Source organism: Buchnera aphidicola (Therioaphis trifolii), assembly GCF_005080705.1.
Lineage (GTDB): Bacteria > Pseudomonadota > Gammaproteobacteria > Enterobacterales > Enterobacteriaceae > Buchnera_L > Buchnera_L aphidicola_X.
Genome location: NZ_CP032996.1, coordinates 384,638 through 409,622 on the forward strand (window position 1 = coordinate 384,638; position 24,985 = coordinate 409,622).

Below are 24,985 nucleotides of genomic sequence, written 5' to 3' on the forward strand. Positions count from 1 at the left end.
ATAATATTATGATTTTTATTCCCCCACTTAGTTTATATATTCATATACCATGGTGTTTAAAAAAATGTCCATATTGTGATTTTAATGCATATACATTAAAAAATCATGATTCACAAATCAATTATATTCAACATTTAATTCAAGATTTAAAAAATGATGTATCTATTATTAAAAAAAGAACTATAAAGACAATTTTTATAGGCGGAGGAACTCCAAGTATATTAAATAATTATTTAATAAAATACTTAATACAAAAAATAAAAACAATCGTATCTATTAAAAAAAATACAGAAATTACAATTGAAGTTAATCCTGAAAATATTACAATTGAAAAAATATTAAAATATCAAGAATCAGGTATTAATAGAATATCATTTGGAATACAAACTTTTAATAATAAATTATTAAAATTAATTGGAAGAAATCATACTTCAAAAAAAATCATTATATTATTAAATGAAATTAAAAAAAATATTAAAATCAATTTTAATATAGATTTAATATATGGATTACCTGAACAAACTTTAAAAAATTGTCTATCAGATTTAGAACAAGCAATTTTAATTAATCCAAATCATATTTCTTGGTATCAATTAAATATAGAAAAAAATACTGTATTTTATTACCAAAAACCAAATTTACCAAAAGATTCTATAATATGGAACATGTATAATCAAGGTAATAGTTTATTATTACAATCGCAATATCAAAGATATGAAATATCTTCATATTGTAAACACAATCAATTTTGTTTTCATAATTTAAATTATTGGAAATTTGGAGATTATATTGGTATAGGTTGTGGTTCACATAGTAAAATAACACAAAAAAATGGAAAAATAATAAGAATAATAAAAAAAAAAAGAATTTATGATTACTGTAATATAAGAAAAATATATATTGAAAAAAAATATCAAATTATTAATCAAGATAAACCATTTGAATATTTTATGAATATTTTTAGATTATTTCAACCAATACAAAAAAAATATTTTTATTTATATACAAATTTAAAAATAAAATATATAAAAAAAAATATTAAAAAAGCAATTTTAAAAGGATATATTTTAAAAAATAATAAATATTGGAAAATATCAAAAAAAGGCAAAAATTATTTAAATAATTTATTAGAATTATTTATAATAATATAAATAAAAAATATAAATTAAATTATTTTCTACACTGAAAAATTAAATTAAAAATATTTTTTTTATATAATCTTGCTTTTTTTTCAAAATAAGTCATTTTTTTTAAATTTGATGATATAAAATAATAAAAATGATCTGATAAATTGATAAAATTTTTTATTATATTAATATTATTTATAATATATTCATTATATAATTTACAATCAGTTATTATATGTAAAATTCCATTATTAATTAATTTTTTTGAAATTAATTTAATAAATTCTATATTTAAAATTCTTCGCTTATGATGTTTTTTTTTTGGCCATGGATCAGGAAAAAATAATTGAATAATTTGTATTGTATTATCTTGAATCATAAATTTTAATACTTCTGTTGCATCATGTAAAATAATCTTTAAATTATCAATATGTATTTTTGAGTGATGTATTTTATTAAAAATATTACTAATACCTGGTATATATACTTCAATACCTAAAATATTATATTTTTTATAATGTAAAGCATTATAAAGTAAATTTTCACCATTTCCAAAACCAATTTCTAATATTATAGGTGAATTTTTTTTATTAAATACATTATTCAAATTAATAAATCTATTCTCAAAATTTAAACCAAAATATGGCCAATAATTTTTTAAAATATTAATCATATTTTTTTTTATAGGTCGATTTCTACATGTAAAACTACGTACTCGACGTAAAAAAATACCTTGTTTATTATACTGTGGTATAATTACATTATTAGTAATAATATTTTTCATAATGATATATTAAATGAATATTATTAATTATAAAAAAATTTATTTTTTTAAATTAAAAAATATAAAATGATAATAAAATAAATAATATTAATATTATGCAAAATTGGAAATTTTCACAAATTATAATTAATTGGCAACATTATTTTGGAAGAAATAATTTACCTTGGCAAAAAAATAATAATCCATATTATATATGGATTTCAGAAATTATGTTACAACAAACACAAGTTAAAACTGTTATACCATATTTTAATAAATTTATTACTCAATTTAATAATATTAAATCTTTATCAAAATCTAATTTAAATAAAATATTATATTTATGGAGTGGATTAGGATATTATAATAGAGCTAATAATATTTATAAAACAGCAAAAATTATAATAAATAATTATAATGGAAATTTTCCTAATAATTTTAATAATTTAATAAAATTACCAGGAATTGGAAAAACTACAGCACATGCTATTTTATCATTATCATATAATTTTTCTTTTCCAATTTTAGATGGAAATGTAAAAAGAATATTAATACGTTTTTATAATTTAAAAATAGAAAATTCTAAAAAAAAAATTAATGAAAACAAATTATGGAAAATAATTAATCAAATTACTCCTATTCATAATGCTAAAAAATTTAATCAAGGTATGATGGATTTAGGAGCTTTAATATGTACATATAAAAAACCAAAATGTTATATTTGTCCTTTAAAAAATTCTTGTCAATATGATAATACAATTAATATTCAAAAAAATATAAAAAAAAATAAAATAAAAAAAAAAACAATTTTTTATATGATATTACAATATAAAAATTTTATTGTTTTTGAAAACAGAAAAAAAAGAATATGGAATAAGTTATTTTGTTTTCCTGAATTTAATAATTTAAAAGAAATGCAATATTGGTTATTAAAAAATAATATTTTTAATTTTAATTATAAAAAATATTTTTATAAAATACATAAATTAAGTCATTTAAAAATTAAAATGATTTTTATTAACATAAAAATAAAAAAAAAAATAAAAATTAATATCAATAAAAATAAATGTTGGTATAATTTAAAAAAAAAAATACATATTGGAATACCAAAACCAATATATGATATAATAATTCAATTACATAAATAATTATTTAAATATGAAAAAATAATATGAAATTTATTTTTTGTAAATATTTTAAAAAAAAATTAGAAGGTTTTGAAAAACCATTTTATCCTGGTGAAATAGGAAAAAAAATTTACAATAATATTTCTAAAAAAGCTTGGAAAATATGGATTCATGAACAAACAAAATTTATTAATGAAAATAATTTAAATATGATTAATCAAAAAGATAACAATAAAGTTGAACAATATATGATAAAATTTTTATTTAAAAAAAAATAAAAAAAATTATATAATTATTGAATATACATATTTTTTTAAATCTATTAATAAATTATATTTTTTAACATTATAACGATATATTTCTAATAATTGATTTAATTTTATAAAATATTCATTTAAATTACTTAAATTAAATATTTTTTTACGATAATTAAACCATATTTTTTTTTCATTTTCTTTTAATAAATTAGGAAAGTTTCTTGCTTTTAATCTGAAAAATATTTCTTCTAAATTTTTATTTAAAAAATTAACATTTATTTTTTTCCAAAAATTTATTTTAATAGTTTGTATTTTTTTCATAATATTTTTATCTTTTTCAGAAAAAAAAGAATGATATATTTTTAAATCAACATTATTTGTAATATTATTATAAGTATAATTTTTTAAAAATTTTTTAATTTTATTAAAAATTAATTTTTCTTTTTGTAAAATATCAATTTTTTTTAAAAATAAATCAAGATTTATATTTAATTTTGTTAATTTATTTTTATTAAAAAAATCAATTGGAACCAATATAGGACATTTATTTATTTTTAAAAAATTTATTCCTAATTTATATAATGTTTGAATATTAATATTATGAATTTTTGTTTTATATAAATATTTAATTAATAAATCAACATCCATATGTAAATTAAAAAATAATAAATTATTAGGATTATTAGAATCCCACAAAATAGGAAGAATACAAATTAAATTATTTTTTAATTTATTAAAAAAATTTACAATATAAATTAAAGGAATATAATTTTGAATATCAATTAAATTTTTAATATTTTTTTTTAATCTATATTTAAATAAAAAATCAAATAATTCAGGTTTTTTTTTTTTTATTAAACGAGCTAAATCAATAGTTGCATATACATCAGATAAAGCATCATGTGAATTGTGTTTAATATTATTAATTTTAGTTAAATCTTCTAATTTAAAACTTATATATCCTAATTTATTTTTTGGCCATAAAATATTATTAGGAGATAAAATATAACAAGCTTGGATAATTTGTATTAAATCCCATCTAGAATTACCATTTTTCCAACTCCAAGAATAAGGATCTAAAAAATTTCTATAAAAAATATTTCTTGTAATTTCATCATCAAATTTAATATTATTATAACCAATAATACACATATTATTAATATTTAAAATTTTAAATATTTTTTTAGAAAAAAAAAATTCATTCATACCATATTTTATGGTATATTGAGGTGTAATTCCAGTTAATAGAATTGATTCTGGATTAGGTAAATAATCATTAGAAGGATAACAATATAAACAAATTGGATCTTGAATAATATTTAAATCAAAATCAGTTTTTATACATGCAAATTGAGCAGGTTTATCTAAAGCAGGATGAATTCCAAATGTTTCATAATCATAAAATAAAAAACTAAAATTATTATTTTTTAAATTAATCACAATATTATATTTAAAAAAAATTAAAAAAATTATCTCCTCCGACTGGGCTCGAACCAGTGACATACGGATTAACAGTCCGCCGTTCTACCAACTGAACTACAGAGGATTATATATTTATATATTACCATGTAAAAATAATTTTGTCAAAAACTTTTAATTATATTATAATAAATATATAATATAATAAATTAAAATATTATAATATTTTTTAAATAGGCCCTTTAGCTCAGTGGTAGAGCACGCGACTCATAATCGCTTGGTCGCTGGTTCAAATCCAGCAAGGGCCAATTTTATAATTAAATAATTTTTTAATAAAATTAATTAAGTTACTAAAAAATATATTATAAATTAGTTAATTATTATATATATATTAAAAAATATAAAATTATATATTATATTATATCTTTATAAAAATAAAGATGTATTATAAATAATACATCTTTTTAATTACATTCTTTAATAATATATTATATTATATAAATTATAATTAACGAGAAAGTATTTTAATTGCTATATAACATGATACTTCTTTATGAGGTTGAAATATAATATTATAATTGCCTAAATTACGAATTAACCCATCTCTAATTATTAATTCATTTTTTTTAATTTTAATTCCTAATCCAGTAATTGCATTTAAAATTTCTTTTAATCCAATTGATCCAAATAATTTTCCTTTTTTACTTGCTTTTGAAAAAATAACAATTGGAGTTTTTTCTTTAATTTTTCTAATTCTTAAATATGAATTTTTAATTTTTATAATTTCTTTAATTTGAACATCTTGTTTTTTATTTTGTAAATTTTGAATATTTTCTTTATTTGCAAATAATGCCATACCATATGGTATGAGATAATTTCTAGCATATCCTGATTTTACTGTAATAATATTTCCAAATTTACCTAAATTTTGAATATCTTTTAATAAAATAATTTTCATTTTTACCTTTTTTCTTATTTTTTTTATAAAATTATATTAACGATGTTGATCAGTATAAGAAATTAATGCAAGATATCGAGCACGTTTTATAGCTCGAGATAATTGTTTTTGATATTTTGAACATGTTCCTGTTATTCTACTAGGAACAATTTTACTATTTTCAGTAATATAATTTTTTAAAATAGATATATCTTTATAATCAATATGAGTAATTTTTTCTGCTGTAAATCTACAAAATTTTCTTCTTCGAAAATATCGAATCATATTTTTTCCTTAAAAATTATATATTTAAAAATTAAATAATAAAAAAATTTAATTATTTTAATATTTTTTTATCATCTTTCATCTTTAAGATTGGTGATGAAATTTGAATTTTATCTTTTTTATGAATAATTAAATTACGAATAATAAGATTATTAAAACGAAATTTTTCTTTTAATTGTATAATAATATTAGGAGATAATTCAATATTCATTAATATATAATATGCTTTACGTAATTTTTTAATAGAATATGCTAATTGTCTTCTTCCCCAATCTTCAAAACGATGTATTAATCCTTTATTCTTTGTAATAAACATTTTATATTCATTAATAATTTTCATTAATTGCTCTGATGTTTGATCAGGATGTATCATAAGTACAATTTCATAATGACGCATGAAAATAAAATTCCTTATAAATTATTTTTTAATATATTATATAATATATAATATAAAATAATATTATATATTATTAAATATATTAAAAAATTTAAAAAATATTTAATTATATAAATAATAAAAATTATTATATATATTAAAATAAATAAAGTTACAAATTAAATACATCACGTATTATAATTGTTTCTATTCTTTCAGGTCCAATAGACAACATATCAATTTTTATATTATTTCCAATATAATTCTCAATATAAGAAATATAATTCTTAAGAGCATCAGGTAAATCTGAAAATACAGTTATACCTTTAATAGATGTTTTCCAACCAGGTAAATTTTTATATACTGGTTTTAATTCTTCCCAATTTAAATATTCAAATGGATTACTAATAACTTGATCAGTATTTTTATTTTTATAAGCAATACATACTTTTATTTCTGATAATTCATCTAATACATCAATTTTTGTTAAACATAAAGAAGAAACTGAATTTAACATCACCATTCTTGATAATAATACTAAATCTAACCAACCCGTTCTTCTTCTTCGACCAGTTGTAGAACCAAATTCTTGTCCCTGTTGACATAAATACTCATCCATTTCATCTTTTAATTCTGTAGGAAATGGACCAGATCCTACTCTTGTACAATATGCTTTTACAATACCTAATATATTATGTATTTGATTAAAACATGCGCCAGAACCGGTAAAAATACCTCCTATTGTACTATTTGAAGAAGTAACATATGGAAAAGTTCCATGATCTAAATCTAATAATGCACCTTGTGCTCCTTCAAAAATAATTTTTTTATTATTATCATATGCTTGATTTAAAATTAAAGGAATATCTCTTATTTTATTTTTAAATAATTCTTTTAATTTTAATAAATCTTCTAAAATAATATTATAATCAACAGGATCTGATTTATAATAATTTACAATTTGAAAATTATAATAATTAATAATATTTTTTAATTTATATTTTAATAAAGAAGTATTATATAAATCACATATTCTTAAACTACGACGAGATACTTTATCTTCATACGCAGGACCTATACCTTTTCTTGTAGTACCAATACATTTATTTTTTAACATATCTTCTCTTAAAATATCTATTTTTTCATGATATGGTAAAACTAAAGTACAATTATGAGATATAAATAAACGATTTTCTAAAGAAATATTTAATTCTGATAACATATCCATTTCTTGTAATAAATTACTAGGTGAAATAACAACACCATTACCTAAAATACAAATTACATGATCATGCAATATTCCTGATGGAATTAAATGTAAAATAATTTGTTTATTATTTATTACTAAAGTATGTCCAGCATTATGTCCACCTTGATATCGTACAACATAATTTGCATGAGAAGTTAAAAAATCTACAATTTTCCCTTTACCTTCATCACCCCATTGCATACCTAATATAACAATATTACGATTCATAAAAAACCTTATATTTTTATTAATATAAAAATAAATTTAAAAAATAAATACTTTAAAAAAATATATTTAATTATTTAACCAATTTAATGTATCATTTAACAATTTAAAACCATATGTAGTTAAAATAGATTCTGGATGAAATTGAAAACCACAAACTTTATCATAATCATTTCGAACTGCCATTACCATATTATTTGATATAGCATTAATAATTAATTTTTTTGAAATATTTTTACAAATTAAAGAATGATATCGCGCTACTAATAATGGACTCGAAAAATTAGAAAACATTGCTTTTTGATCATGATATATATATGATGTTTTTCCATGTAAAATTTTATCTGCATATCCTATTGTTCCACCATAATACTGTACAATAGCCTGATGACCTAAACAAATACCAATAATAGGTATTTTACCAATTACTAATTTTAATAAATGTAACATACAACCAGAATGTTCCGGTTTACCAGGACCTGGTGATAATAATATTATTGGATTTTTTAATTTTAATAATCTTGATAAAATAATATTAATTGAAATATTATTACGATAAATTATAACATTATTCCCAGTACATCTTAATTGATCTACAATATTATATGTAAAAGAATCAAAATTATCTATTAATAAAATATCTCGATACATGTTTATAATATGCCTTTTTTATAATTAGACTGAATAATAGAATCTAAAACTACTTGTGCTTTATTACGACTTTCATTAGCTTCTTCAATAGGAATAGAATCCAAGACAATACCAGCTCCAGCTTGAACAGTAGCAATATTATTTTCAATATATGCCGATCTAATAATAATACATGTATCTAATAATCCTGATGCTGTAAAATAACCAATTGCTCCTCCATAACTACCACGTGTTACTTTTTCTATTTGAGAAATTAATTCCATAGCCCGAATTTTTGGAGCTCCAGTTAAAGTACCCATATTCATACATGCTAAATATGCATGTAAAACATCTAAATCATGTTTTAACGTTCCTATAACTTTTGACACCAAATGCATAACATGAGAATATTTATCAACTTTAGTTAATTGAGAAACAAATCTAGTACCTGGTATACAAATTTTCGCTAAATCATTTCTTGCTAAATCTACTAACATTACATGTTCTGATAATTCTTTATGATTAGTTCTCATTTCTAATTCTATTCTACTATCAAAATCTAAATTTAAATTTCCTAAATTATCAAAACCTCTAGGTCGTGTTCCAGCAATAGGATAAATTTCAATTTTTCGATTTTTAGGATTATATTTTAATGAACTTTCAGGAGATGCTCCAAATAAAGTAAATTTTATATCCTGCATAAAAAACATATAAGGACTAGGATTATTTAATTTAAGAGTATCGTATGCTGATAAGGGATATGGACAAGATAAAAAAAATTTTCTTGACGGAACAACTTGAAATATTTCTCCTTTTTTTATGTATTCTTTCATTGTTTTTACAATTTTTTGATATTGAATATCATTAAAATTAACTGTAATATTAGATCCATATATTTTTTTAATAGGTATATTAGTTAATTTTTTATTTAATTGTTTTTGAATATTAAATAATCTTTTTTGAATTCGAATTTTTTCTGAAATATCTTTAGAAAATATACTACCTTGAATTATACTAGTTTTATTTAAATGATTAATTGTTAATAATACTTCAGATAAATAAAAACAAAAATTTGGACATTGCTGAAAATTTTTTGTTTTAGGTAAAATTTCAAATGTATTTACTAAATCATATGAAAACATTCCTCCAAAAAAAATAGAATCTAAATCATTTTGATCTAATATTAATAATTTAAAAATAAATCGAAAACAATCTAATACTGATAATGATCTTAATTTAATATCTTCATCTAAATTGAAATTATATTTTGGAAATATTAATTTTAATTTATTTTTATAATAATAAATTTTTATTTCTTTAGGAATAACCATATATATTCTATCTAAAATATTTTTACCATTTTGAGTAATAGATTCAAAAATTACTGTTTTTTTATATGATGTAATACGTATTGCAGAATCTATAATCATCATACTTTTAACTTGATTTCTTTTATTAATTTCAGCAGATTCTAATAATAAAGTTGATTTTTTATTACCACAAATTTCATAAAAAACTGCTGCTGGATTATTTTTATATGGAGCATCTATTTTTATAATTTCAACTTCACATTTTTGATTTTCAATATTTATCATATATTTATTTTATATTAAATAATTGTTTATATTATTATTTAAAATATATTTTATATTAAATAAATTACATTATTATATAATAATATAAAATTAAATAATTTAATATAAAATATAATAAATAGTATAATCAATTATTAAAATAAATAAATAATATTTATAAAAAAAATTATTTTATTAAATTTAAATATTTAAAAAATAAATATATATTTATTTAAAAAATAAATATTGATAATAAATAATTTTTAATATTTTTTTAATTAATATATTTATATTTGTATCAAATAAAAAATTAATATTTTTCCATGTTTTTAACCAAGTTATTTGTTTTTTTGAAAAATTATATGTAGATGTTATTGATAATTTAATCATTTCATCATAACTAATATTATTTAAAAAATACATCCACATTTGTCGATATCCAATACAACGTATAGAAGGTAATTTCATATTTAAATCACCACGATAAAATAATTTCTTTACTTCTAACTCAAAACCTTGATGTAACATATAATAAAATCGATTTTTAATATTATTATATAAATATTTTTTTTTTGGAATAATAGCAAATTGTATTGTTTGATATGGGAATATATTTAAAATATTTTTTTTTAAAAAACTCATTTTTTTTCCAGTAATTAAATATACTTCTAATGCACGTATTATTCTTTGAATATCATTAGGATGAATTTTTTTATAAGAATCATGATCAATTAAAGATAAATATCTATATAAAAAATTATCATTTTTTATTGTACTATAATATAATAATTTTTTTCGTAAACTTAAATTTGATTTTGGTAAAATAGATATTCCATGAAGTAAAATATAATAATAAAACATAGTACCCCCAACAAGTAAGGGGATTTTATTCATTTTAAAAATTTTTTTAATTTCTATCATAACATCATGTCTAAAATTTGATACAGAATATAAATTACCAGGATCAATTAAATTAATTAATCGATGAGGATGATTTAATAAATCTATATCAGTAGGTTTAGAGGTTCCAATATTCATATTTTTATAAATTAAAGCTGAATCAACACTAATTAATTCTATAGGAAGATAATTTCTTAATATCATTGCTAATTCTGATTTTCCAGATGCAGTAGGACCCATAAGAAAAATAACAATTTTTTTATTATAATAATTCAACATAATTTTATTTTTTTATATTATTATAAAAATTTATTAATCCTTCTGTAGAAGAATCATAATTAAATTCTTTTTTCTTATTAACTAAATTTTTAAATATATTATTAGATATATTTTTTCCAAGTTCCACACCCCATTGATCAAAACTAAAAATATTAAAAATTACACCCTGAGTAAATATTTTATGTTCATATAATGAAATTAATACACCTAAAGAATAAGGATCCATTTTTTGAAATAAAAATGAATTACTAGGACGATTTCCTTCAAAAAATTTAAATTTTTCTACATATTCATCATGTAAAGTATTTTTTTTTAAATTATTATTTTTATAAAAATTTTGTCCAAAAGCTAAAGCATGAGTTTGAGCAAAAAAATTAGATAATAATATTACATGATGATCATTAATAGGATTATGAGAAAAAATTGAAGCAATAAAATCACACGGAATTAATTTTGTTCCTTGATGTATTAATTGATAAAATGAATGTTGTCCATTTGTTCCTACTGTTCCCCAAATAATAGGTCCAGTTTGCCAAGAAACTTTATTTCCATTTTTATCAATATTTTTACCATTAGATTCCATATTACTCTGTTGAATATACATTGGAAAATTATATAAATATTGATCATAAGGTAAAATAGCTTCTGTTTCAGAATTAAAAAAATTATTATACCATATACCTATTAAACCTAATAAGACAGGAATATTTTTTTCAAAACTTGTAGTTCTAAAATGAATATCCATATCATAAGCACCGCTTAATAATTGAATAAAATTATCAAATCCTAATGATAGGATAATTGATAATCCCATCGCAGACCATAAGGAATAACGACCACCAACCCAATCCCATAATTTAAAAATATTTTCTTTAGTAATACCATAACGCATTGCTTCATTTTCATTTACAGTAATTGCAAAAAAATGCTTATCTAAAATATTTTTATTATTTACTTTTTTAAAAAAAATATCTTTAATAGTTTTAAAATTAACAATAGTTTCTTGTGTAGTAAAAGTTTTAGAAGATATTAAAAATATTGTAGTTTCAAAATCAATTAATTTCAAAATATTAAAAATTTCAGTACCATCAATATTAGAAATAAAAAAAATATTTAAATGATTTTTATAAAAACGTAATGCTTCAGTTACCATTTTAGGTCCTAAATCTGAACCACCGATACCTATATTTACAACATTTTGAATACTTTTTCCAGAATATCCTTTCCATGTTCCATTTATTATTTTTTCTGAAAAATATTTCATTTTATTTAATACTTTATTAATTTCTAACATTATATCAGATTCATTAAAAAAAATTGGATTATTACTAAAATTTCTTAAAGCAGTATGTAAAACAGGGCGTTGTTCAGTTAAATTAATTTTCTCACCACAAAACATTGATTCAATTGCTTGAGATAAATTCATTTCTTTAGCTAAATTTAATAATATTTTTATTGTTGTATTAGTAATTCTATTTTTTGAAATATCAACTAATAATTTATTTTTAAAATTAAAAGAAAAATTTTTAAAACGATTATTATCATTTTTAAATAAATCAAATAGATGTAAATTGTGTATTTCTTTAAAATGTATATTTAAATTTTTCCAAGAATTAGTTTGATTAGGAATAGGATGTTTAATCATATATTTACCTTTTATATGTAATAATTTATTTAAATATTAATATAAAACTTGAAAAAAAAAAAGATTATCCCTATATTATCAAATAAAATATAATTTAAAAATATAAAATTTAAAAAATTTTAAAAAATATTCATATGATAATTGTTAAGGAGATTTAATATGTCTTATAATTCTATTTCTTTTTTACCAACATTATCAAATAGTTTATTTTCTAATAGATTTAATCAAATTGATAAAATATTTAGTACTTTAACAGGAGAAAAACCTTTATCTGAACTTCCTGATTATGATTTTATTAAATTTGATAATACAAAATATCAATTAATATTAGTAGTTCCAGGATATCATGAGCATCAATTAGATGTTTCTATTGAAAATAATCAATTAACTATTTCAGGAAATATTAAAAATAATAAAGAAAATCAAAATCAAAATTTAAAATATATACATAAAGGTATTAATAATAATAGTTTTTCAATTAGTTTTAATTTATATCATCCAATTAAAATTAATAAAGCTATTTTAAAATTAGGTTTATTAAAAATAAATTTTGAATATGAAATTCCAGAATCAAAAAAAATAAAAAAAATTAATATAGAAAAAAAATAATTTAAAAAAATAATATTATTTTATATCATTGTTATTATATAAAATAATTATAATAAAAAAAAATTATAATAACAATGATAAATAAAAATAATTTAATATGGATAGATTTAGAAATGACTGGATTAAATCCAGAAAAACATAAAATAATTGAAATATCTGTAGTAATTACAAATCAATATTTAAAAATTTTATCTATTGGACCATTAATACAAATTTATCAAAATAAAAATATTCTTTCAATAATGAATCAATGGAATAAAAAAGTTCATAAAAAAAATAATTTAATTAATAAAGTAAAAAATAGTCAATTTAATGAAAATAAAGCAGAAATTGAAATATTAAAATTTATACAACAATGGGTACCAAAAAAAAAATCACCTATGTGTGGTAATACTATTAGCCAAGATCGACGTTTTTTATTTAAATATATGTCAAAATTAGAATCATATTTTCATTACCGTCATATTGATGTTAGTTCCATTAAAGAATTAATAAAAAGATGGAATCCAGAAATTATTAAAAAATATACAAAAAAAAAAACACATACAGCATTATTTGATATTTATAATTCAATTAATGAATTAAAATTTTATAAAAATTTTTTTATACAAAAATAAAAAAAACATATAAAATAATATTATTTAAATATTTTCAGTTTATTTAAATTATGTTATATACTATAATTAATAATATTAATATGCGGGAATAGCTCAGTTGGTAGAGCGCAACCTTGCCAAGGTTGAAGTCGCGAGTTCGAATCTCGTTTCCCGCTCAATAATTAAATAATAATTATAAATTAAAATTTTTAATTATAAAATTTTTTATTAAATCGTTCAATTCGACCTCCTTGAGTTATATTTCTTTGTTTTCCTGTATAAAATGGATGGCATTTTGAACAAACGTCTATATGTAAATTATCTTTATTTAATGTAGAAAATATATCAATAATATTTCCACAAGAACAATGAATATTAACTTTTTTATATTTAGGATGAATATTTTTTTTCATGTTAATTCCTATAAATATAATTAATAAATTTAAATAATTAAATTTTATAATTAAAATAATTATAAAAATAAAAAAAATAATAAAATTATTTTTATTAATATTATATAATAAATATAATATTTAAAATTAATAAATTTAAAATATATAATTAATATATCATATACAAGAGATTAATTTATGACAACAATATTAAGTATAAGATTAAATAATAAAGTAGTAATCGGGGGAGATGGACAAGCTACTCTAGGAAATACTGTAATGAAAAATAATGTTAATAAAATACGATCTCTTTATAATAATAAAGTTATTTCAGGATTTGCTGGTGGAACAGCAGATGCATTTACTTTATTTGAATTATTTGAAAAAAAATTAGAAACATATCAAGGACAATTAAAAAAATCTGCTATAGAATTAGCAAAAGATTGGAGAAGTGATCGAATATTAAGAAAATTAGAAGCAATACTTGCTGTTGCTGATAAAAATACATCATTAATTATTACAGGAAATGGAGATGTAATACAACCAGAAAATGATATTATTGCAATTGGTTCTGGAGGACCATATGCTCAAGCAGCCGCTTATGCTTTATTAAAAAATTCTCAATTAGATGCAAAAAGTATTGTAAAAAAAGCATTAAATATTGCAGCAGATATTTGTATATATACTAATCATATGTTTATTATTAAAGAATTACATTCAGAAAAATAAAAAAAAGGATTATTTTATGTCAATTATGACTCCTCAAGAGATTGTAAAAGAACTTAATAAATTTATTGTTGGACAAAAAAAAGCAAAACGAGCAGTAGCAATAGCTTTAAGAAATCGTTGGAGAAGAATGCAATTAAATAATGAATTACAAAATGAAATTACACCAAAAAATATTTTAATGATAGGACCTACTGGTGTAGGAAAAACTGAAATTGCTAGAAGATTAGCAAAATTAGCTCATGCTCCATTTATTAAAGTAGAAGCGACAAAATTTACTGAAGTAGGTTATGTAGGTAAAGAAGTAGATTCAATTATTCGAGATTTAATTGAAATAGCAATTAAAATTATTAAAAATAAAAAAAATAAACAAAATCAAAAAAAAGCTAAAAAAATGGCTGAAAAAAGAATATTAGATATATTAGTACCAACTATTCCAGAAGAATCCGAAAATAATGAATCTAAAAAACCAAAAACAACAATTAAAATGTTTTATAAAAAATTAAAAGAAGGTAAATTAGATGATAAAGAAATCGAAATTAATATAAATAATAATTCTATGGGTGTGGAAATTATGGCACCTCCAGGTATGGAAGAATTAACAAATCAACTACAATTATTATTTCAAAACTTAAATAGTCCTAAAAAAAGTAAAAAAAGATTAAAAATAAAAGATGCAATGAATTTACTTTGTGAAGAAGAAGCATTAAAATTATTAAATATAGATGAAATTAAAAAAGAAGCTATTACATCAGTTGAACAAAATGGAATAGTTTTTATTGATGAATTAGATAAAATTTGTAAAAAAAGAGGAACAACAACAGGATTAGATGTTTCTAGAGAGGGCGTACAAAGAGATTTATTACCATTAATTGAAGGATGTACAATATCTACAAAATATGGAATGATTAAAACAGATCACATTTTATTTATAACATCAGGTGCATTTCAAGTTTCTAGTCCATCAGATCTTATACCAGAACTACAGGGGAGATTACCAATACGTGTAGAATTACATCCATTAAATATTCAAGATTTTGAAAAAATATTAACAGAACCAAAAACATCAATTATTAAACAATATATTGAATTAATGAAAACAGAAGGAATAAAAATTCAATTTACAAAAGATGGAATATATAAAATAGCAGAAGCATCTTGGAAAATCAATGAAATTATGGAAAATATTGGTGCTAGAAGATTATATACTGTTTTAGAACAATTAATGGAAGATATTTCATTTATGTCTAATAAAATTAAAAATGAAACTATTAATATTAATTCTGAATATGTCAGTAAACATTTAGATCAATTAATTTTTAATGAAGATTTCAATCGATTTATATTATAATTAATAATAATTATTTATTTTTAAAAGGTATAATATGACTCAATGGGTAAATGCTGAAGTAATTAACATAAAAAAATGGACAAGTAGATTATTTAGTTTAATATTACATGCTCCAATATCTCCATTTATTGCTGGACAATTTGCAAAACTAGCAGTACCAATAAATAAAAAAAAATATATTAAAAGAGTATATTCATATGTTAATAGTCCAAAAAATAAAAATTTAGAATTTTTTATTACATTAATTCCAAATGGAATAATGTCAAATAAATTATATAATTTAAAATTAAAAGAAAAAATATTAATTTCTAAAGAATCATCTGGATTTTTTACTATTAATGAAATTCCCAAATCTGAAATATTATGGATGTTTGCCACTGGAACTGCTATAGGACCATTTTGTTCAATTTTACAAGATGGATCCGAATTAGAAAAATTTAAAAAAATAATTCTAATATATGCTGTTAAATATTCAGAAGAATTAGTATATTTACCATTAATAAAAAAATTAAAAAAAAAATATCATAATAAATTAATATTTCAAGCAATTACTAGTCAAGAAAAAAATAAAAATTCATTAACAGGAAGAATACCTGAATTATTAAAAAAAAAAATCATTGAAAAAAAAATAGGTTATGAAATTAATTCAAAAAATTCTCATATTATGTTATGTGGTAATCCAAATATGGTAAAAGATACACAATTAATACTTACTCAAATTTATTTTTTAAAAAAACACTTAAGAAGAAATCCAGGACATATTAGTAGTGAAAATTATTGGTAAAATTATATCAATAAATAATAAAAAATAAAAAAAATTAACATTCTTGAAAAGAAAAAGGGATAACTTGATTAATTTTTTTTATTTTTAACATTATCATAATTATTCTATCTAAACCAAGTGCTATACCAGAACAATTTGGCATATATTTACTTTTTAGTGCATTAATAAAACGAAAATCAATTAATCGTTGAGAAAATTTTTTTTGAATTCTTTTAAAATTATCAAAATCAAATCTTTTTTTTTGTTCATTACTATCAATTAATTCACAAAAACCATTACCTACTTCTATTCCATGAAAAAAACATTCAAATCGATCAGAAATACAAATATTTTTTTTATTTATTCTAGATAACATTGCTTGATGAGCAGGATAATGATATATAAATATCGGTTGATTTTTACCTAATGTAGGTTCAATACCTATTAAAAATATCAAATTTAATAAATCAAAAATTGTATTTTTAAAATTAATTAAATGTTTATGGTTTAATTTTTTTAAAATTAAATTTAATTGTTTAATATTTGTATTAAAAGGATCAATTAAAAATTTTTTTATAAAAATATCTTTATAAGATATTTTATCACAAAAATTTGAAAAAGAAATTTTTTTAAAAAAATATTCAATAAATTCCATTATATCAAACATATTATAAAATGGTTGATACCATTCTAAAATAGTAAATTCTGGATTATGAAAATCACCAATTTTTTCATTACGAAAAGCATGACAAATTTGATATATAGACCCTATACTCAGAGATAAAAGTCTTTTCATATGATATTCTGGACTAGTAATCAACCACATTTTTAAATTAGAATTAGAATTAATATCTTTATATTTCAACTTTAATGGAAATAAATTTACATCTGTAATAGTATATTTTGTTAATAAAGGAGTTTCAATTTCTAAAATATTATGCTTTAAAAAAAAATTACGAATATTATATATTATTTTAGATCTTTTATATAATATCATATTAATATTTTTCATATTTTATATTCCAAAATAAAAAATATTAAATATCTGATTATTATATAAAATATTTAACCCATAATATTATGGGCTAAAATATTTTATATAAATAATAAACAAAAATAAAAAATATATTTTAATTAATTAATAAAATTAAAATATGTAATTTCAGGAAGTTTATTTTTAGATAAAATTACTGAAGTACGTGCACCAAAATTTTTATAAGTTATATTATTTTCCTTTGTTTCATCTTTAATAAAATGACCTAGATAAGTAGCTGTTAATTTTATTTTTCTATGTTTTAAATTCTCAATTGAATAAAATATTGCAGATCTCTCAGGATTAAATTTAGATATTTCTACTTTATTATAAAAAATATCCAAACAAGGTTTACTAATTAAATCTTGTTTTAAACATGATAAAACTAAATTTCTTAAATCAATATCAGGAATATGAACTTTAAAACTATTTAAAATTTTATGATTTGATTTAGAAGATATAATTTTATTATCAATTATTATATTATTACTTATAAAATTAATATTTTCATCTCGTATATTTTTAATTTTCTGTGCTTCATTAAAAATTCTTTCACTTAAAATATTAGTACTACTAAGTTCATTCATTAAATTTAAAGAAACCCAATTAATATCTTTCATATCACTAATAATAGATGAATTCAATTTAATAGCATTATGTGAACTAGTAAATTTTATGTGATTATTAGTAACACTATAAAAAATACTATCTATTTTTGAATTAGAAAAAAAATTAATCCAATTATCACCATTTGTAATCATATCAAAAAAACTAAATTTTTTAACTTTAGAATTTAATTGTTCTACAGTTCTATTATTTGTTTGATTTTCAGAATTTATACTATTATTATTTATTAATAAAATATTTTTAATAACATTAATTGATCTATTAATAGTATTAATAAATTGAGATCCATCTAAATTAGATTCTATCAAATCAAATGATTTAGGAATCATTTTGATAAAAAAATTATTAATATTTGATTTAGGATCAACATAATCTTTTATAAAATCTAAAAATACAGATTTATAATTTTTATTTTTAATTTCTTCAGAAAAATTTAAAATTGGAATAAATGATAAAATTTTATTTTCAATGTTTTTTATAGTCATATTATTTAAATTTTGATCAGATAATACCTGTGAAACATTATCAGTATTTAATTTTTCAATAATATTAATTACTAAATCTTTTAAAATATTAGGATTTATTAATTCAATTGAATTTTTACTAAAAAAATCCGGAGTTGTATTATTTATAATATTTTTTATATTTTTTTTTAAATTTATTTTTTTTATTTCTGAATTATTTTTATAATTATTTATATTTTTTATTAAAGATATTGGATTATTAATAGGGAAAATAGATGACATATTTTTATTCCCTTTTATTATTCAAATAAATTATTTTTTTATAAAAAGGATATTTATTAATAATATTATATATAATATTTAATAAAATATTTCAATAAATTTTTTTAAATTATAATAAAAAATATATATTATAATTTTTGAATAATAATATTATTATTAATTAAATATGAAATACAAAATTAACATTATTAATAAATGTGAAAAAAAATTTTTATTAATTAAAAAAATATGGAATTTAAAAAATGACAATAATTCTAAATTTTCTTTAATTATAAAACCAAATCGTATTGAATTAAAAAATAATTCATTATCATCTCAAAAAAATATATGGGTAAATTTTAATTATAAAAATTATCAAAAATATAAAAAAGATAAAAAAATAAAAATAATAAAAGCTATTAAAATAAAAAAAAATAAATTTATAAATATTATAGATGCTACCGCAGGTTTAGGAAAAGATGCTTTTATATTTTTTTCTTATGGTTGTAAAGTCACAATGATTGAACGTCATCCTATTTTATCAATTTTACTATTTGATGGATTAAAACGAGGTTATAAAGATAAAAAAATTGGACATTTAATAAAAAAAAATATAAATATAATATATAATACAAGTATGAATATAAATCAATTAAATATACCAAAACCTGATGTAATATATTTAGATCCTATGTTTCAAAAAAAAAAAAATAATGCATTATCTAAAAAAGAAATACGAACAATTCAAAATTTAGTTAAATATGACTTAAATACTAATTTATTATTTCAAAAATGTTTTTTATTTTGTAAAAATAAAGTCGTTGTTAAAAGACCAAAAAATGAAAAAACAATTTCAAAAAAAAAACCAAATTATAATATAAAAACAAAAAAATATCGTTTTGATATTTATTTAAAATAATATGAAATACTAATTAATCACTAATAGAAGTATCTAATTGATGTACAATTTTTATACCTATTAATAATATTGTAATAATAAAAATTGAAATTCCAAACCAATTACCTAATGACCAAAATATACCACCAAATGTTCCTAAAATACTAGAACCTAAATAATAACAACATAAATATAATGAAGAAGCTTGTCCTTTTGCAACTTTAGAACGATAACCTACCCAACTACTTGAAACAGAATGAGCAGAAAAAAATCCACTAGAAAATAACATTAATCCAAAAATAATAAAAATTAAAATATCCCATTGTGTCATTATAATACCTGAAATCATAAGTAATAATGAATAAATTAAAACATTTTTACGACCATATTTTAAAATAAATTCACTTGATTTAGGAGAACTATATGCACCTGTTAAATATACAACGGATAATAATCCAATAACAATTTGATTCAAAAAAAATGGTTGAATCATTAATCGATATCCAACATAATTAAATAAAGTAACAAAACTACCCATTAAAATAAATCCAATAAAAAATAATACAGATAAAATATGATCACTACACTGTAAAAAAAAACTTTTTATAATTTTACTAGGTTTTAAAGAAATACTATGAAAATTATTTGATGAAGGTAATAAAAATAAAAATAATAAAGAACCAAATAAAGAAACTAAACCAATAATTAAAAGTGATCGTTCCCAAGAACAATAATGTACTAAAACACTACTTAAAAACCTACCTGAAAAACCTCCAATAGTATTACCACTAATATATAATCCGATTGCAAATGGTAAAACTACAGGATGTATTTCTTCACTTAAATATGTCATTGCAACAGCAGCAACACCACTTAATGATAATCCAGTCAACATTCTAAGAATAATAACTTCAATCCAAGTATGCATAGCTGAACATAAAATTGTTAAAAAAGTAGCTAATAACAAAGATATACTCATAACTATTTTTCTACCAAAAGTATCAGATAAAGATCCTGTAAATAACATACCTATTGCCATAGTAGCTGTTGTAACAGATAAAGATAAACTACTTTGAGCAGGAGTTAAATGAAATTCACTTGAAAAAGTAGGTAAAATAGGCTGTACACAATATAAAATAGAAAAAGTTGCTAATCCAGCTAAAAATAAAGCAATAATAACTTTTTTAAATTTATTTGTTCCACAATCAATATATTTTTTATTATCACATTTAAAATCAATAATTACATTATTATTATTTTTATTTAAATGAAACAAAAAAATTTTCCTCCTTCAATATTAAAAATTAATATTTTGATTTAAAATAATATAAATTAATAAATATAAAAAATCATTAAGTTTCAAAACAATTTATATCAATATAACCATCATATACATGTTCAGCAGGACCTTTCATATATACAGAATCTCCAAATCCACTCCAAAAAATTTCTAAATTACCTCCTAATAAAGTAACAATAACTTTTTTTTGTAAAATATTTTGTATAATTCCATGAACTACAGAAGCGCATGCACCACTACCACAAGCTCGAGTTTCACCAACACCACGTTCATAAACACGAAGCATAATATGATTTAAAGATACTATTTGAACAAAATTAACATTAATACCTTCAGGAAATAAAATATGATTATTTAATAATCTTCCAATTTTATTAACAGAACAATTATTAATATCTTTTACTAAAATAATACAATGTGGATTTCCAATAAAAATTGTTCCAAATTCTATAATTATATCATTAATTTTAATAACATTTAAATTAAAATTTTTTAATTTAAATTTTGGAACATTATTTGAATTAAATTTTGGATGTCCCATATTAACAATAATATTTTTTTTATCAATATAATGAATTAACATATCATTATATTTTGTTTGAACTAAAATTTTTTTTTTAGTAGTTAATTTTTTTAAATGTAAAAAATAAACAAAACATCTTGCTCCATTACCACACTGAGCTACTTCAGAACCATCTGCATTAAAAATACGATAATAAAAATCACAATTTATTTTTTTTGGGTTTTCAACAATTAAAAGTTGATCAAAACCAATTCCAGTATTTCTATTAGATATTTTTTTTATAATATTGTTAGATAAAGGAATATTTTGATTAATTTTGTCGATAACAACAAAATCATTACCTAATCCATGCATTTTAGAAAAATATATTTTTTTATTTTTACTTAACATAATATTAAATATTGAATTAATTAATAAAAAATTTATATCATTAAAAAATATTTATGATATTAATAAAATAAAATGTTTAATTAAATACATTTAATTTAAAAGGAATATTTATGAAAATTAATCAATCAAATTTTAATATTATTTATAATAAAATTTTATTTAATATTGAAAATTATTTAGATAATTTTAATAGTAAAAATGATATAGATTATGAAAATAATTATCAAATGATGATTATATCATTTTCAAAAACAAATAAAATTATTATTAGTAAACAAGAATCATTAAAACAAATTTGGTTAGCAACAAGAGATAATGGATATCATTTTAATTATCAAAATTCTAATTGGATATGTAATCGCAGTAAACGTAATTTTTGGAGTATTTTAGAAGAATCATTTTATTTACAAGGAAAAGAAAAGGTAAATTTTAAAAAATTTTTAAAATAAAATTTTTCGGCGAAAGAGGATTTGAACCTCTGACCTACTGGTCCCAAACCAGTTGCGCTACCACGCTGCGCTATTCGCCGAATAAATTAAATTTTAAAATATTTTATATAAAATCATTGGGTGACTAATGGGATTCGAACCCATGACATCTGGAACCACAATCCAGAACTCTACCAACTGAGCTATAGTCACCAAAAATATATATTTAAAAAATATATTAACATATTTTTTATATTTAGTAAATATATTTAAAATAACTCATAATTTAATATGCGCTCGACAGGATTTGAACCTGAGACCTCTACCTTCGGAGGGTAGCGCTCTATCCAACTGAGCTACGAGCGCTATTATATAAAATAATATATTTTTAAATATAAAATTATATTTAAAAATATATTATATTAATATAATTATATAAATTATTTTTTTATAAATTTAAAATAAAAATATATTATTTTCGTTTCATCATATTAAAAAATTCATAATTAGTTTTTGTCATAGATAATTTATTAATTAAAAATTCCATGGCATCAATTTCACGCATGGGATGAATTATTTTTCTTAAAATCCACATTTTTTGAAGTTCTTCTGAAGAAGTTAATAATTCTTCTTTTCGAGTTCCAGAACGATTATAATCAATTGCTGGAAATACTCTTTTTTCAGATATTTTTCGTGATAATAATAATTCCATATTTCCAGTACCTTTAAATTCTTCATAAATTACTTCATCCATTTTAGACCCGGTATCAATTAAAGCAGTTGCAATAATAGTTAAACTACCTCCTTCTTCAATATTTCTTGCTGATCCAAAAAAACGCTTTGGTCTATGTAAAGCATTAGAATCAATACCACCTGTTAATACTTTTCCAGAAGAGGGTATAATAGTATTATAAGCACGCGCTAATCTTGTAATTGAATCTAATAAAATAATTACATCTTTTTTATGTTCTACTAAACGTTTTGCTTTTTCAATAACCATTTCAGCTACTTGAATATGTCGAAAAGCAGGTTCATCAAAGGTAGATGCTATTACTTCACCTTTTACTAATCGTTTCATTTCTGTTACTTCTTCAGGTCTTTCATCAATTAATAAAACCATTAATATACATTCTGAATGATTATATGCAATACTTTGAGCAATATTTTGTAATAACATTGTTTTTCCAGCTTTAGGGGGAGCAACAATTAAACCTCGTTGTCCTCTTCCTATAGGAGCAGATAAGTCCAATACACGAGTAGTTAAATCTTCTTTTGAACCATTACCCCGCTCCATTCTCAGTCGAGAATTAGCATGTAATGGAGTTAAATTTTCAAATAAAATTTTTTTTCTTACACTTTCAGGTTTTTCATAATTTACTGTATTTACTTTTAATAAAGCAAAATATCTTTCACCATCTTTTGGTGGTCTAATTTTACCAGAAATAGTATCACCTGTTCTTAAATTAAATCTTCGAATTTGACTAGGAGAAACATATATATCATCTGGTCCAGATAAATAGGAACTATCTTCAGAACGTAAAAAACCAAATCCATCCTGTAAAATTTCTAAAACTCCATCTCCGAATATATTTTCACCACTTGTTGAATGTTTTTTCAGAATATTAAAAATAATATCTTGTTTTCTCATTCGGGCTAAATTTTCTAACCCGATCTTATTACCAAGGATAATTAATTCAGAAACTAACATATTTTTAAGTGTAGTAAGATTCATAAATATTATTTCTTAATAAAAAAAATACTAATATATAATTTTAAAATATCAAAATAAGATTATTTTAAAATAAGGTATATAATAAATTTTTATATTTTT

25 protein-coding genes, 6 tRNA genes and 1 pseudogene are annotated in these 24,985 nt (G+C 19.3%); 12 read left to right on the forward strand and 20 right to left on the reverse strand.

From position 1 onward, the window contains the following. Positions 1 to 8 precede the first annotated feature (8 nt). Positions 9 to 1,151, forward strand: a complete 1,143-nt coding sequence (gene hemW, locus D9V81_RS01935) for a radical SAM family heme chaperone HemW (protein ID WP_158349650.1) — start codon at positions 9 to 11, stop codon at positions 1,149 to 1,151. A gap of 19 nt (positions 1,152 to 1,170) precedes the next feature. Here the strand turns inward: hemW and trmB are convergent, their stop codons facing one another. After that, positions 1,171 to 1,911 (reverse strand): tRNA (guanosine(46)-N7)-methyltransferase TrmB, encoded by a 741-nt coding sequence (gene trmB, locus D9V81_RS01940; RefSeq protein WP_158349652.1) that lies wholly within the window; start codon positions 1,909 to 1,911, stop codon positions 1,171 to 1,173. Between the two features lie 95 nt (positions 1,912 to 2,006). Between trmB and mutY the strand changes: the two genes are divergently transcribed. Both mutY and D9V81_RS01950 read left to right on the forward strand, forming a co-directional pair. Beyond that, the gene (gene mutY, locus D9V81_RS01945; RefSeq protein ID WP_158349654.1) at positions 2,007 to 3,038 is read left to right on the forward strand and encodes an A/G-specific adenine glycosylase; all 1,032 of its coding nucleotides are present in this window, start codon (positions 2,007 to 2,009) and stop codon (positions 3,036 to 3,038) included. Positions 3,039 to 3,061: 23 nt separating this feature from the next. Continuing rightward, positions 3,062 to 3,295: an oxidative damage protection protein gene (locus tag D9V81_RS01950; RefSeq protein ID WP_158349656.1), complete on the forward strand. Its 234-nt coding sequence runs from the start codon at positions 3,062 to 3,064 to the stop codon at positions 3,293 to 3,295. 6 nt (positions 3,296 to 3,301) lie between these two features. Here the strand turns inward: D9V81_RS01950 and sbcB are convergent, their stop codons facing one another. Then, entirely contained in the window at positions 3,302 to 4,777 is a 1,476-nt protein-coding gene (gene sbcB / locus D9V81_RS01955; protein WP_158349658.1) for an exodeoxyribonuclease I, read from the reverse strand. Then, positions 4,748 to 4,820, reverse strand: a tRNA-Asn gene (locus tag D9V81_RS01960). The genes sbcB and D9V81_RS01960 overlap by 30 nt, the downstream gene beginning before the upstream one ends. 109 nt (positions 4,821 to 4,929) lie before the next feature. Here D9V81_RS01960 and D9V81_RS01965 point away from each other — a divergent pair. Next, a tRNA-Ile gene (locus D9V81_RS01965) sits at positions 4,930 to 5,001 on the forward strand. A 200-nt stretch (positions 5,002 to 5,201) separates the two neighbouring features. Here the strand turns inward: D9V81_RS01965 and rplI are convergent. The 8 genes and pseudogenes from rplI to pgi form a co-directional block, all read right to left on the reverse strand. Then, positions 5,202 to 5,651 carry a 50S ribosomal protein L9 gene (rplI, locus tag D9V81_RS01970; protein ID WP_158349660.1) on the reverse strand — a complete coding sequence of 150 codons (450 nt, stop codon included), beginning with the start codon at positions 5,649 to 5,651 and terminating at the stop codon, positions 5,202 to 5,204. 36 nt (positions 5,652 to 5,687) lie between these two features. After that, positions 5,688 to 5,915, reverse strand: a complete 228-nt coding sequence (gene rpsR / locus D9V81_RS01975; protein WP_158349662.1) for a 30S ribosomal protein S18 — start codon at positions 5,913 to 5,915, stop codon at positions 5,688 to 5,690. A gap of 52 nt (positions 5,916 to 5,967) precedes the next feature. Further along, a complete protein-coding gene (gene rpsF, locus D9V81_RS01980) occupies positions 5,968 to 6,312 on the reverse strand; it encodes a 30S ribosomal protein S6 (RefSeq protein ID WP_158349664.1) in 345 nt (114 codons plus the stop codon). Between the two features lie 151 nt (positions 6,313 to 6,463). Further along, entirely contained in the window at positions 6,464 to 7,768 is a 1,305-nt protein-coding gene (locus tag D9V81_RS01985; RefSeq protein ID WP_158349666.1) for an adenylosuccinate synthase, read from the reverse strand. A gap of 78 nt (positions 7,769 to 7,846) precedes the next feature. Continuing rightward, positions 7,847 to 8,416, reverse strand: a pseudogene (locus tag D9V81_RS01990) (aminodeoxychorismate/anthranilate synthase component II); the annotation flags it as partial. Between the two features lie 2 nt (positions 8,417 to 8,418). Then, on the reverse strand, positions 8,419 to 9,981 hold the full coding sequence (locus D9V81_RS01995) for an anthranilate synthase component 1 (RefSeq protein ID WP_187306097.1): 1,563 nt from the start codon (positions 9,979 to 9,981) through the stop codon (positions 8,419 to 8,421). A 216-nt stretch (positions 9,982 to 10,197) separates the two neighbouring features. Continuing rightward, entirely contained in the window at positions 10,198 to 11,109 is a 912-nt protein-coding gene (miaA, locus tag D9V81_RS02000) for a tRNA (adenosine(37)-N6)-dimethylallyltransferase MiaA (RefSeq protein ID WP_222836878.1), read from the reverse strand. A 43-nt stretch (positions 11,110 to 11,152) separates the two neighbouring features. Then, complete coding sequence (pgi, locus tag D9V81_RS02005; protein WP_158349739.1) at positions 11,153 to 12,790, reverse strand: glucose-6-phosphate isomerase; 1,638 nt, start codon at positions 12,788 to 12,790, stop codon at positions 11,153 to 11,155. A 162-nt stretch (positions 12,791 to 12,952) separates the two neighbouring features. On the opposite strand from pgi, the gene D9V81_RS02010 reads away from it, so the two are divergent. The 3 genes from D9V81_RS02010 (at position 12,953) to D9V81_RS02020 (ending at position 14,174) form a co-directional block, all read left to right on the forward strand. Further along, complete coding sequence (locus D9V81_RS02010) at positions 12,953 to 13,402, forward strand: Hsp20 family protein (RefSeq protein ID WP_158349674.1); 450 nt, start codon at positions 12,953 to 12,955, stop codon at positions 13,400 to 13,402. A gap of 74 nt (positions 13,403 to 13,476) precedes the next feature. Then, positions 13,477 to 14,019 carry an oligoribonuclease gene (gene orn / locus D9V81_RS02015; RefSeq protein ID WP_158349676.1) on the forward strand — a complete coding sequence of 181 codons (543 nt, stop codon included), beginning with the start codon at positions 13,477 to 13,479 and terminating at the stop codon, positions 14,017 to 14,019. Between the two features lie 82 nt (positions 14,020 to 14,101). Next, positions 14,102 to 14,174: transfer RNA gene (locus D9V81_RS02020), tRNA-Gly, on the forward strand. A gap of 33 nt (positions 14,175 to 14,207) precedes the next feature. On the opposite strand, the gene rpmE is transcribed toward D9V81_RS02020, so the two are convergent. Further along, a complete protein-coding gene (rpmE, locus tag D9V81_RS02025) occupies positions 14,208 to 14,411 on the reverse strand; it encodes a 50S ribosomal protein L31 (protein WP_158349678.1) in 204 nt (67 codons plus the stop codon). 177 nt (positions 14,412 to 14,588) lie between these two features. Here rpmE and hslV point away from each other — a divergent pair, with 177 nt between their 5' ends. Genes hslV through D9V81_RS02040 form a run of 3 tightly spaced genes read left to right on the forward strand, consistent with a single transcriptional unit; the run spans position 14,589 to position 17,251 of the window. Beyond that, positions 14,589 to 15,119, forward strand: coding sequence for an ATP-dependent protease subunit HslV (gene hslV, locus D9V81_RS02030; RefSeq protein WP_158349680.1), 531 nt, complete (start codon positions 14,589 to 14,591; stop codon positions 15,117 to 15,119). Positions 15,120 to 15,135: 16 nt separating this feature from the next. Beyond that, positions 15,136 to 16,467: an ATP-dependent protease ATPase subunit HslU gene (hslU, locus tag D9V81_RS02035; RefSeq protein ID WP_158349682.1), complete on the forward strand. Its 1,332-nt coding sequence runs from the start codon at positions 15,136 to 15,138 to the stop codon at positions 16,465 to 16,467. Positions 16,468 to 16,501: 34 nt separating this feature from the next. Next, the gene (locus tag D9V81_RS02040; protein WP_158349684.1) at positions 16,502 to 17,251 is read left to right on the forward strand and encodes an FAD-binding oxidoreductase; all 750 of its coding nucleotides are present in this window, start codon (positions 16,502 to 16,504) and stop codon (positions 17,249 to 17,251) included. A gap of 34 nt (positions 17,252 to 17,285) precedes the next feature. Here the strand turns inward: D9V81_RS02040 and epmA are convergent, their stop codons facing one another. Together epmA and D9V81_RS02050 are read right to left on the reverse strand one after the other, a co-directional pair. Then, positions 17,286 to 18,242: an elongation factor P--(R)-beta-lysine ligase gene (gene epmA, locus D9V81_RS02045; protein ID WP_158349686.1), complete on the reverse strand. Its 957-nt coding sequence runs from the start codon at positions 18,240 to 18,242 to the stop codon at positions 17,286 to 17,288. Between the two features lie 122 nt (positions 18,243 to 18,364). Then, positions 18,365 to 19,636 carry a hypothetical protein gene (locus D9V81_RS02050; protein WP_158349688.1) on the reverse strand — a complete coding sequence of 424 codons (1,272 nt, stop codon included), beginning with the start codon at positions 19,634 to 19,636 and terminating at the stop codon, positions 18,365 to 18,367. A gap of 166 nt (positions 19,637 to 19,802) precedes the next feature. Between D9V81_RS02050 and D9V81_RS02055 the strand changes: the two genes are divergently transcribed. Further along, positions 19,803 to 20,534, forward strand: coding sequence for a class I SAM-dependent methyltransferase (locus D9V81_RS02055; protein ID WP_158349690.1), 732 nt, complete (start codon positions 19,803 to 19,805; stop codon positions 20,532 to 20,534). A 13-nt stretch (positions 20,535 to 20,547) separates the two neighbouring features. On the opposite strand, the gene D9V81_RS02060 is transcribed toward D9V81_RS02055, so the two are convergent. Both D9V81_RS02060 and dapF read right to left on the reverse strand, forming a co-directional pair. After that, the gene (locus D9V81_RS02060) at positions 20,548 to 21,789 is read right to left on the reverse strand and encodes an MFS transporter (RefSeq protein WP_261978186.1); all 1,242 of its coding nucleotides are present in this window, start codon (positions 21,787 to 21,789) and stop codon (positions 20,548 to 20,550) included. A gap of 76 nt (positions 21,790 to 21,865) precedes the next feature. Further along, positions 21,866 to 22,705 carry a diaminopimelate epimerase gene (dapF, locus tag D9V81_RS02065; RefSeq protein WP_187306098.1) on the reverse strand — a complete coding sequence of 280 codons (840 nt, stop codon included), beginning with the start codon at positions 22,703 to 22,705 and terminating at the stop codon, positions 21,866 to 21,868. A 131-nt stretch (positions 22,706 to 22,836) separates the two neighbouring features. On the opposite strand from dapF, the gene cyaY reads away from it, so the two are divergent. After that, complete coding sequence (gene cyaY / locus D9V81_RS02070) at positions 22,837 to 23,175, forward strand: iron donor protein CyaY (RefSeq protein WP_158349694.1); 339 nt, start codon at positions 22,837 to 22,839, stop codon at positions 23,173 to 23,175. A 6-nt stretch (positions 23,176 to 23,181) separates the two neighbouring features. Here cyaY and D9V81_RS02075 read toward each other — a convergent pair. The 4 genes from D9V81_RS02075 to rho all read right to left on the reverse strand — a co-directional run bounded on the left by D9V81_RS02075 (position 23,182) and on the right by rho (position 24,886). Then, positions 23,182 to 23,255, reverse strand: a tRNA-Pro gene (locus D9V81_RS02075). A gap of 39 nt (positions 23,256 to 23,294) precedes the next feature. Next, positions 23,295 to 23,367 (reverse strand) — tRNA-His (locus tag D9V81_RS02080). A 79-nt stretch (positions 23,368 to 23,446) separates the two neighbouring features. Next, positions 23,447 to 23,520, reverse strand: a tRNA-Arg gene (locus tag D9V81_RS02085). Between the two features lie 106 nt (positions 23,521 to 23,626). Further along, positions 23,627 to 24,886 carry a transcription termination factor Rho gene (gene rho, locus D9V81_RS02090; protein WP_158349696.1) on the reverse strand — a complete coding sequence of 420 codons (1,260 nt, stop codon included), beginning with the start codon at positions 24,884 to 24,886 and terminating at the stop codon, positions 23,627 to 23,629. Positions 24,887 to 24,985: the final 99 nt, after the last annotated feature.

What these genes read in the sequence shown, in the direction of transcription:
- rplI (WP_158349660.1), bottom strand. Translation starts at nt 5,651, where the DNA reads ATGAAAATTATTTTATTAAAAGATATTCAAAATTTAGGTAAATTTGGA.
- rho (WP_158349696.1), bottom strand. Translation starts at nt 24,886, where the DNA reads ATGAATCTTACTACACTTAAAAATATGTTAGTTTCTGAATTAATTATC.
- D9V81_RS02010 (WP_158349674.1), top strand. Translation starts at nt 12,953, where the DNA reads ATGTCTTATAATTCTATTTCTTTTTTACCAACATTATCAAATAGTTTA.
- hslU (WP_158349682.1), top strand. Translation starts at nt 15,136, where the DNA reads ATGTCAATTATGACTCCTCAAGAGATTGTAAAAGAACTTAATAAATTT.
- cyaY (WP_158349694.1), top strand. Translation starts at nt 22,837, where the DNA reads ATGAAAATTAATCAATCAAATTTTAATATTATTTATAATAAAATTTTA.
- rpsR (WP_158349662.1), bottom strand. Translation starts at nt 5,915, where the DNA reads ATGATTCGATATTTTCGAAGAAGAAAATTTTGTAGATTTACAGCAGAA.
- D9V81_RS01950 (WP_158349656.1), top strand. Translation starts at nt 3,062, where the DNA reads ATGAAATTTATTTTTTGTAAATATTTTAAAAAAAAATTAGAAGGTTTT.
- hemW (WP_158349650.1), top strand. Translation starts at nt 9, where the DNA reads ATGATTTTTATTCCCCCACTTAGTTTATATATTCATATACCATGGTGT.
- hslV (WP_158349680.1), top strand. Translation starts at nt 14,589, where the DNA reads ATGACAACAATATTAAGTATAAGATTAAATAATAAAGTAGTAATCGGG.
- epmA (WP_158349686.1), bottom strand. Translation starts at nt 18,242, where the DNA reads ATGAAAAATATTAATATGATATTATATAAAAGATCTAAAATAATATAT.
- sbcB (WP_158349658.1), bottom strand. Translation starts at nt 4,777, where the DNA reads ATGTCACTGGTTCGAGCCCAGTCGGAGGAGATAATTTTTTTAATTTTT.
- miaA (WP_222836878.1), bottom strand. Translation starts at nt 11,109, where the DNA reads ATGGGTCCTACTGCATCTGGAAAATCAGAATTAGCAATGATATTAAGA.
- rpmE (WP_158349678.1), bottom strand. Translation starts at nt 14,411, where the DNA reads ATGAAAAAAAATATTCATCCTAAATATAAAAAAGTTAATATTCATTGT.
- D9V81_RS01985 (WP_158349666.1), bottom strand. Translation starts at nt 7,768, where the DNA reads ATGAATCGTAATATTGTTATATTAGGTATGCAATGGGGTGATGAAGGT.
- orn (WP_158349676.1), top strand. Translation starts at nt 13,477, where the DNA reads ATGATAAATAAAAATAATTTAATATGGATAGATTTAGAAATGACTGGA.
- rpsF (WP_158349664.1), bottom strand. Translation starts at nt 6,312, where the DNA reads ATGCGTCATTATGAAATTGTACTTATGATACATCCTGATCAAACATCA.
- mutY (WP_158349654.1), top strand. Translation starts at nt 2,007, where the DNA reads ATGCAAAATTGGAAATTTTCACAAATTATAATTAATTGGCAACATTAT.
- D9V81_RS02040 (WP_158349684.1), top strand. Translation starts at nt 16,502, where the DNA reads ATGACTCAATGGGTAAATGCTGAAGTAATTAACATAAAAAAATGGACA.
- D9V81_RS02050 (WP_158349688.1), bottom strand. Translation starts at nt 19,636, where the DNA reads ATGTCATCTATTTTCCCTATTAATAATCCAATATCTTTAATAAAAAAT.
- D9V81_RS02055 (WP_158349690.1), top strand. Translation starts at nt 19,803, where the DNA reads ATGAAATACAAAATTAACATTATTAATAAATGTGAAAAAAAATTTTTA.
- trmB (WP_158349652.1), bottom strand. Translation starts at nt 1,911, where the DNA reads ATGAAAAATATTATTACTAATAATGTAATTATACCACAGTATAATAAA.